Below are 6,125 nucleotides of genomic sequence, written 5' to 3'. Positions count from 1 at the left end.
CGTCCACACCCCCGCCGACCAGCACCCGCAACCGCGCCACCACCGCCGCCCGGTCCACGTCACCCGGCCCGCCGGACGTCGCGTCCTCGTCGAACGCATGCGCGATCAGTGCCACCGAGCCATATTCGAAGTTTTGTTCGAGCGTGTCAACCGGTGAGCGCCTCCACCCCGGATCGCAGTGGGTCTGTGACTCTCAGGTTTGGTCGGCCGGGGCGCAGGCGACCCCGCGAGTGTCCGACGGGGAAGGTTGACTGTCCCCCGATCGATCTACATGCCCGGCGGCCTCGGCCGAATACCGGGGCGACGATGGAGGTTCACGATGCAGGAAGACGTCATGGCGGCCGGGGCGGGGTTGCGGGTCTACCCCGAGCCCGCGGAGGTGTTCGTCGCCGACCAGGCCGAACTGGCGAAGCACCTGCACCCGCTGATCTCGATCGATCTCGCCGAGGTGGACCCGGCCTGGCACGGATGGATCCACCTGGTCAGTCCGTTGGAGCCGACCGAGGGCTACCTCGGCGACCACACGGAAGCCTTCCACTCACCCCTACAGAAGCCCAACTGGCTCGGGTTCTCGATGGAGGGCGACCGCTACCGCCTGCTCGGCGACTGGCGCTACTTCGCACGGGCGACGACCCCCGAGGAACTGCCCGATCCCTGGCCCGAGTTCCGTACGCAGCTCCACGAGCACTGCGAGTCCGAGGAGCGCAGTTACCTGGCGCACCGGGACGCCTTCCGCCGCGAAGGCATCCTCCTTATGCGCCGCGAGGACGGCTCTCCGCAGTTCGACGGGGCTACCGCCGTGGCCTTCCTGGAGCAACTCGGCGGCGAGGCGGACGCACACGGCAATTGGGTCCAACCCGACCTGTTCGACATCGAGCACGACGACCAGATCGCGTGGCCCATGAGCCCCGCCGGGAATCCGTTCCGATTCGTGGCCTCGGTGCCGGGCTGGCACTACCGACGGAGCGGCGCCGACTCGATTCTGCTGTTCTTCGAGCCTGTCAACCGGCTCGCGCTGCTGACTTTCGACTGGAGCTGAGGCCGGCCTCGGCCACCGGCGGTCTCGCCGCCGCACCGGCGAGAAGCCTCAGACCCCGCCCAGTTGCTACCGTTCGTCCGTGATGATCGGCGAACTCATCGGCTCCGGACGCGACGCGGACATCTACGCGGTCGACGACTCCTGGGTCCTGCGCCGCAACCGCGATGGCCGCTCGCAGTCGCGGGAAGCCGCGGTCATGGCCCACCTGCACGCCCACGGCTACCCGGTGCCCGAGGTCCGCCCCGCCCGCGACGAGGCGGCCACCGACCTGGTGATGCGGCGGGTGGCCGGGCCGACGCTGATGGACGCGGCACAGGCCGGGGAGGTCGGCACCGCCGAGGTCGGGATGATCCTGGCCGACCTTCTCACCAGGCTGCACGCCGTTCCGCTCCCCGACGGCGCGGCGGGGGAACCCGGAACGGCCGTCCTGCACCTCGATCTGCATCCCCTGAACGTGATCCGCACGCCCGAAGGCCCGATCGTCATCGACTGGGTGAACACCCGCCAGGGCCCGCCGGGCCTGGACTGGACCATGTCGGCCCTGATTCTCGCCGAGATCGCGCTGGACGGCTCCGAGTTGGCGGCGCCGGCCGAGAAAGTGCTGTCGGTCCTGCTCGCCCACCGGCCGACCTCGGTCGTCCTGGACGACGGTGTCGTGGCGGCGGCCCGCGCCGAGCGCGCCGCCGACGCCAACGCCGCCTCCGGCGACCTCGACGCCGCGGTCGCGCTGGTGATCGCCCACGTGTGAGGCAAGGGCCTGACTCACGCACTGAGCAAAGAACAGCTCAGGCGCTGCGCCGGGTAGACGTCGACTTGGTAGCGGGCTTCTTGCGCGCGGGCTTGTGCAGATCCGTGGCTTTCGCCGCACCCCGCGCGCCCTTCGCCGCCCGCGCCGGTGTCGCAGTCTTCTTTGACGAGGCCGCCCCCGACGCAGTGCCCTTAGAACCAGTGCTCTTAGAATCAGTGCTCTTCGACGCCGACGCGGCCGTCTTCTTGGCAGCCGCCGTCTTCTTAGCCGCGGCCTTCTTGGCAGCCGGCTCCGCGGCCTGCTCATCAGTCCCCGCCCCGCGCGTCTTCTTCGCCGCCTCCACGCTCGCCTTCAAGGCCGCCATCAGATCGATCACCTGCGCGCCGCCCTCGGCCGGGGCCGGCGGGGTCACCACCTCGCGGCCGGCGACCTTCGCCTCGATGATCTCCTCCAGAGCCTCGCGGTAGTTGTCGTGGTAGTCCTCGGGGTTGAAGTCGGCGCTGAGGGAGTCGATCAGCAGTTCGGCCATCTTCAGCTCGGCGGTCTTCGGCTCGACCTTGGAGTCCAGGAAGTCGAAGTCGGGCTTGCGGATCTCGTCGGACCACAGCATGGTCTCCAGCGTGAGCACGTCGTCGCGCACCCGCAGCGCGGCCAGGCTCTCCCGCTCCCGCATCGCGAAGCGCACCACCGCCACCCGCCCGGAGGCGGCCATCGCGTCGCGCAGCAGCGCGTAGGGGCGCACGCCCAGCTTGTCCGGCGCCAGGTAGTACGACTTCGAATACATGATCGGGTCGATCTGCTCCTCCGGTACGAACGCCTCGACCGAGATGGTCTTCGCGATCGCCTCCGGCAGCCCCTCGAAGTCCTTGCCGGTGAGCACCACCACGTCCCCGTCCGGCAGCTGGTACCCCTTGGCGATGTCGGCCGTCGGCACCTCGGCGCCGTCCAGCTCGCAGACCCGCTTCTGCCGCACCCGGCCGCCGTCGGCGGCGTGCACCTGGTGGAACGCGACCCGCTTCTCCTCGGTCGCGCCGAACATCTTCACCGGCACCGTCACCATGCCGAAGGAGATGACGCCGCTCCAGATCGCCCGCATGCCCCGACGCTAATTCGGATCATCCGGACTCGCACCCCGGCCGGGCCCGGGATGTCATGGAACGGTGCCCCCCGCCGCGCCTCCTCCCCCGGTGCCGGGAGACCGGCTGCACGAGTACCGCGCCAAGCGCGACGCGGCACGCACCCCGGAGCCCGTCCCGAGAACGCCACCGAAGAAGAGCGCACGAAGCGGAAAGAACCACCGGCCGATCTTCGTGGTCCAGGAACACCGCGCCACCGCCCTGCACTGGGACTTCCGCCTGGAACACGACGGCGTCCTGGTCTCCTGGGCGCTGCCCAAAGGCGTCCCCACCGATCCCAGGCACAACCACCGCGCCGTGCGCACCGAGGACCATCCGGTCGAATACGCCGACTTCACCGGACGCATCCCGCCCGGCGAATACGGCGCGGGAACCGTCGCCACCTATGACCGCGGCACCTACACCCCGGAGAAATGGACCGACGACGAAATCAAAATCGAACTGACGGGCGAACGCCTTTCCGGCCGCTACACCCTGTTCCGCACCGGCGGCGCGGACTGGATGATCCACCGGGAGAAGGGTCAGGACTCTGACTTCGCAGCCGTCCCCGACGACCTACGGCCGATGCTCGCGATCCCCGGCACCGCCCCGACCGGCACCGGCACCGGCTGGGCCACCGAGTTCAAATGGGACGGCATCAGGGCCCTGTGCCGCATCGAGGGCGGCCGGGCCAGACTGCGCTCCCGCAACGGCAACGACCTCACCGACACCTACCCCGAAATCAAGGCCCTGGCCAAGACGGTCAGCAGCGCGCAACTCCTGCTCGACGGCGAGATCATCGCCCTGGACGACGCCGGCGAGGTCAGCTTCGGCGCGCTCCAGACCCGCTTCGGCACCCGCGGATCGGAGGCGATCCGGCTGTCCCGGACGAATCCGGCCTCTTACTTGATCTTCGACCTGCTCCACCTGGACGGCCGCTCCACCCTGGACCTCCCCTACAAAGACCGCCGCGAGCTCCTGGAATCCCTGGAACTGTCCGGACCGCACTGGCAGACCCCGCCGACGTTCCCCGACACCCCGGTCGCCGACGTACTCGCCGCGGCGCGCGCCGCCGGGCTGGAAGGCGTGGTGGCCAAGCGTCTGGACTCCCCCTACCAGCCCGGGACGCGCTCGCCGGCGTGGCGCAAGGTCAAGCTGACCGACTCGCAGTCCGCGGTCATCGGCGGCTTCACCCCGCTGAAGAGTCAGGACGCCGCCGGGCGCCGCGCACGGGGATTCCAAAAACAAACACAGATCGGCGCGCTGCTGCTGGGAGTGCCGGACGACGCCGGCCGGCTGCGTTACGTCGGCAAGGTGGGCAGCGGCTTCACCGAGCATGATCGCAGGGTCCTGTTGGAGGCGTTGGCGGAGTTGGCGGTGCCGGACAGCCCGTTCGCGACGGCCGTGGACGTCGTCGACGCGCGGGTGGCCACCTGGGTCGAGCCGGTGGTGGTGGCCGAGGTGACATTCGGCGAGTGGACGTCGAAGGGCCGGCTGCGGCACCCCGTCTTCAAGGGGATCCGGCCCGACAAGGACGCCGCGGAGGTGGTCCGTGAGTCCTGAGCCTGAGCCGCAGACGTCGCAGGCGTCACAGACTGTTGAGATCGAGGGCCGGACGGTGAAGCTGAGCAACCTCGACAAGGTGCTCTATCCCGAAGCCGGATTCACCAAAGGCGAGATCCTCGACTACTACGCCCGGATCGCGCCGGTGATGCTGCCGCACCTGACCGACCGGCCGGTGACGTTCATCCGCTACCCGGACGGCGTGGACACCTCAGGGTTCTTCGCCAAACACGCGCCCGCGCACCGGCCGTCCTGGGTCCGCACCGCGGACATCGCGGCCAGCAGCTCCGGCAAGAAGGTCGAGTACGTCCTGATCGACGACCTGGCCTCGCTGATGTGGGCGGCGAACCTGGCGGCGATCGAGTTCCACGTCCCGCAGTGGCGGGTGTCCGACCAGGCGCACCACGATCTGCTGGTGCTGGACCTGGATCCGGGGGCGCCGGCCACGGTCGTGGACTGCGTCCGGGTCGCGCTGGCCGCCCGCGATCTGTTGTCCGCGCACGGATTGGAGTTGTCCGCGAAGACCTCCGGCGCCAAGGGGCTGCATCTGTACGCGCCGCTGACCGACGTCCCGGGCGAGCAGGCCCGCGAACTCGCGCACACCATCGCCCGGGCGTTGGAGGGCACGCACCGCGATCTGGTGGTGTCGAGCATGGCCAAGGCGGAGCGGCCCGGGAAGGTGTTCGTGGACTGGTCGCAGAACACCCACGCCAAGACCACGATCGCGCCGTACTCCCTGCGCGCCACACCGCATCCGGCGGTGTCGACCCCGGTGACGTGGGAGCAGTTGGCGGCGGCGAGGCATCCTGAGGATCTGCGGTTCCCGCCGGCGCGGGCTTTGGAGCAGGTCGCGCGATACGGCGATCTACTATCAGGGCTGTGACTCAGACCCCCAAAGCGCTCCTGCTCGACTCCGGCGGCGTCCTGATGCGGCCCATCGGCGGCCGCTGGAATCCCCGTGCCGACTTCGAGGCGACGGTGAAAGCACACGCTCGGCACGTGAGCGATGAGCAACTGGCCGAGGCGGTCCGCGAAGGCGACCGCTTCATGGCCGCCGCGACCACCACCCCCGAGCACGACGACTACCACCGCGTGATGCTGACCCACATCGGCGTCGAGGCTTCCCCGGAACTGCTGGCCGCGCTGGTCCGGGACGTCCCGGCGACCACGCTCCTGGAGACGTTCCCCGACGTCATCCCGACCCTGACGGCCCTGCGCGCCCGCGGCGTCCCGATGGCCGTCGTCTCCGACGCCTGGCCGACCCTGCCCGATCTGCACGCCGCCTTGGGCCTGCACGAGTTCTTCGCCGCCTACGCGATCTCGGCGGTGCTGGGCTGCCACAAGCCGGACCCGAGGATGTACCACCACGCCAGCGAAGCCCTCGGCCTGGCCCCGGCCGACTGCCTGTTCGTCGACGACTCCCCGGAACTGGTCGCGGCCGCCGTCGCGCTGGGATATCAGGGGCGCGCGATGCTGCGGGACGGCGAGGCGGCGGCGAACGAGGCCGGTGTGCCGGCGATCAGTTCCCTGACAGAGCTGCTGGACCTGGTCTGACTCCGCTACCGCCCTGCCGCCCCGCCCCGCGCTGCTCTGTCGCCCAGCCCCACCGCCACAAAGAGGTGCGGGGCGGGCCGCCAAAGTCGTGCGGCCCGCCCCGCTT

At 70.1% G+C, this 6,125-nt stretch carries 6 protein-coding genes; 5 read left to right on the top strand and 1 reads right to left on the bottom strand.

Annotation, left to right across the window (positions count from 1 at the left end; translation table 11 throughout):
• Nucleotides 1-319: 319 nt before the first annotated feature.
• Together IZR01_RS30950 and IZR01_RS30945 are read left to right on the top strand one after the other, a co-directional pair.
• Nucleotides 320-1,039 carry a hypothetical protein gene (locus IZR01_RS30950; RefSeq protein ID WP_194925930.1) on the top strand — a complete coding sequence of 240 codons (720 nt, stop codon included), beginning with the start codon at nt 320-322 and terminating at the stop codon, nt 1,037-1,039.
• A gap of 82 nt (nt 1,040-1,121) precedes the next feature.
• Nucleotides 1,122-1,787, top strand: a complete 666-nt coding sequence (locus IZR01_RS30945; protein ID WP_228560598.1) for a BUD32 family EKC/KEOPS complex subunit — start codon at nt 1,122-1,124, stop codon at nt 1,785-1,787.
• Nucleotides 1,788-1,824: 37 nt separating this feature from the next.
• On the opposite strand, the gene ku is transcribed toward IZR01_RS30945, so the two are convergent.
• The gene (ku, locus tag IZR01_RS30940) at nt 1,825-2,883 is read right to left on the bottom strand and encodes a non-homologous end joining protein Ku (protein WP_194925928.1); all 1,059 of its coding nucleotides are present in this window, start codon (nt 2,881-2,883) and stop codon (nt 1,825-1,827) included.
• Nucleotides 2,884-2,947: 64 nt separating this feature from the next.
• Between ku and ligD (IZR01_RS30935) the strand changes: the two genes are divergently transcribed.
• From ligD (IZR01_RS30935) to IZR01_RS30925, 3 genes are read left to right on the top strand one after another with little or no spacing between them, the layout of a single operon-like run.
• The gene (ligD, locus tag IZR01_RS30935) at nt 2,948-4,465 is read left to right on the top strand and encodes a non-homologous end-joining DNA ligase (protein ID WP_323747151.1); all 1,518 of its coding nucleotides are present in this window, start codon (nt 2,948-2,950) and stop codon (nt 4,463-4,465) included.
• Nucleotides 4,455-5,348: a non-homologous end-joining DNA ligase gene (ligD, locus tag IZR01_RS30930; protein ID WP_194925927.1), complete on the top strand. Its 894-nt coding sequence runs from the start codon at nt 4,455-4,457 to the stop codon at nt 5,346-5,348. Before ligD (IZR01_RS30935) ends, ligD (IZR01_RS30930) begins: the two co-directional genes overlap by 11 nt.
• The gene (locus IZR01_RS30925) at nt 5,345-6,019 is read left to right on the top strand and encodes an HAD family hydrolase (RefSeq protein WP_323747150.1); all 675 of its coding nucleotides are present in this window, start codon (nt 5,345-5,347) and stop codon (nt 6,017-6,019) included. Before ligD (IZR01_RS30930) ends, IZR01_RS30925 begins: the two co-directional genes overlap by 4 nt.
• Nucleotides 6,020-6,125: the final 106 nt, after the last annotated feature.

The sequence above is a fragment of the Catenulispora pinisilvae genome (genome assembly GCF_015356865.1).
In the GTDB taxonomy this organism is placed as follows: Bacteria; Actinomycetota; Actinomycetes; order Streptomycetales; family Catenulisporaceae; genus Catenulispora; species Catenulispora pinisilvae.
Note: the sequence above shows the minus strand (reverse complement) of the source record. Positions and strands in the feature narration are given on the sequence as shown.

Coding starts and splice junctions, on each gene's coding strand:
- IZR01_RS30950 (WP_194925930.1), top strand. CDS start 320: ATGCAGGAAGACGTCATGGCGGCCGGGGCGGGGTTGCGGGTCTACCCC.
- IZR01_RS30945 (WP_228560598.1), top strand. CDS start 1,122: ATGATCGGCGAACTCATCGGCTCCGGACGCGACGCGGACATCTACGCG.
- ku (WP_194925928.1), bottom strand. CDS start 2,883: ATGCGGGCGATCTGGAGCGGCGTCATCTCCTTCGGCATGGTGACGGTG.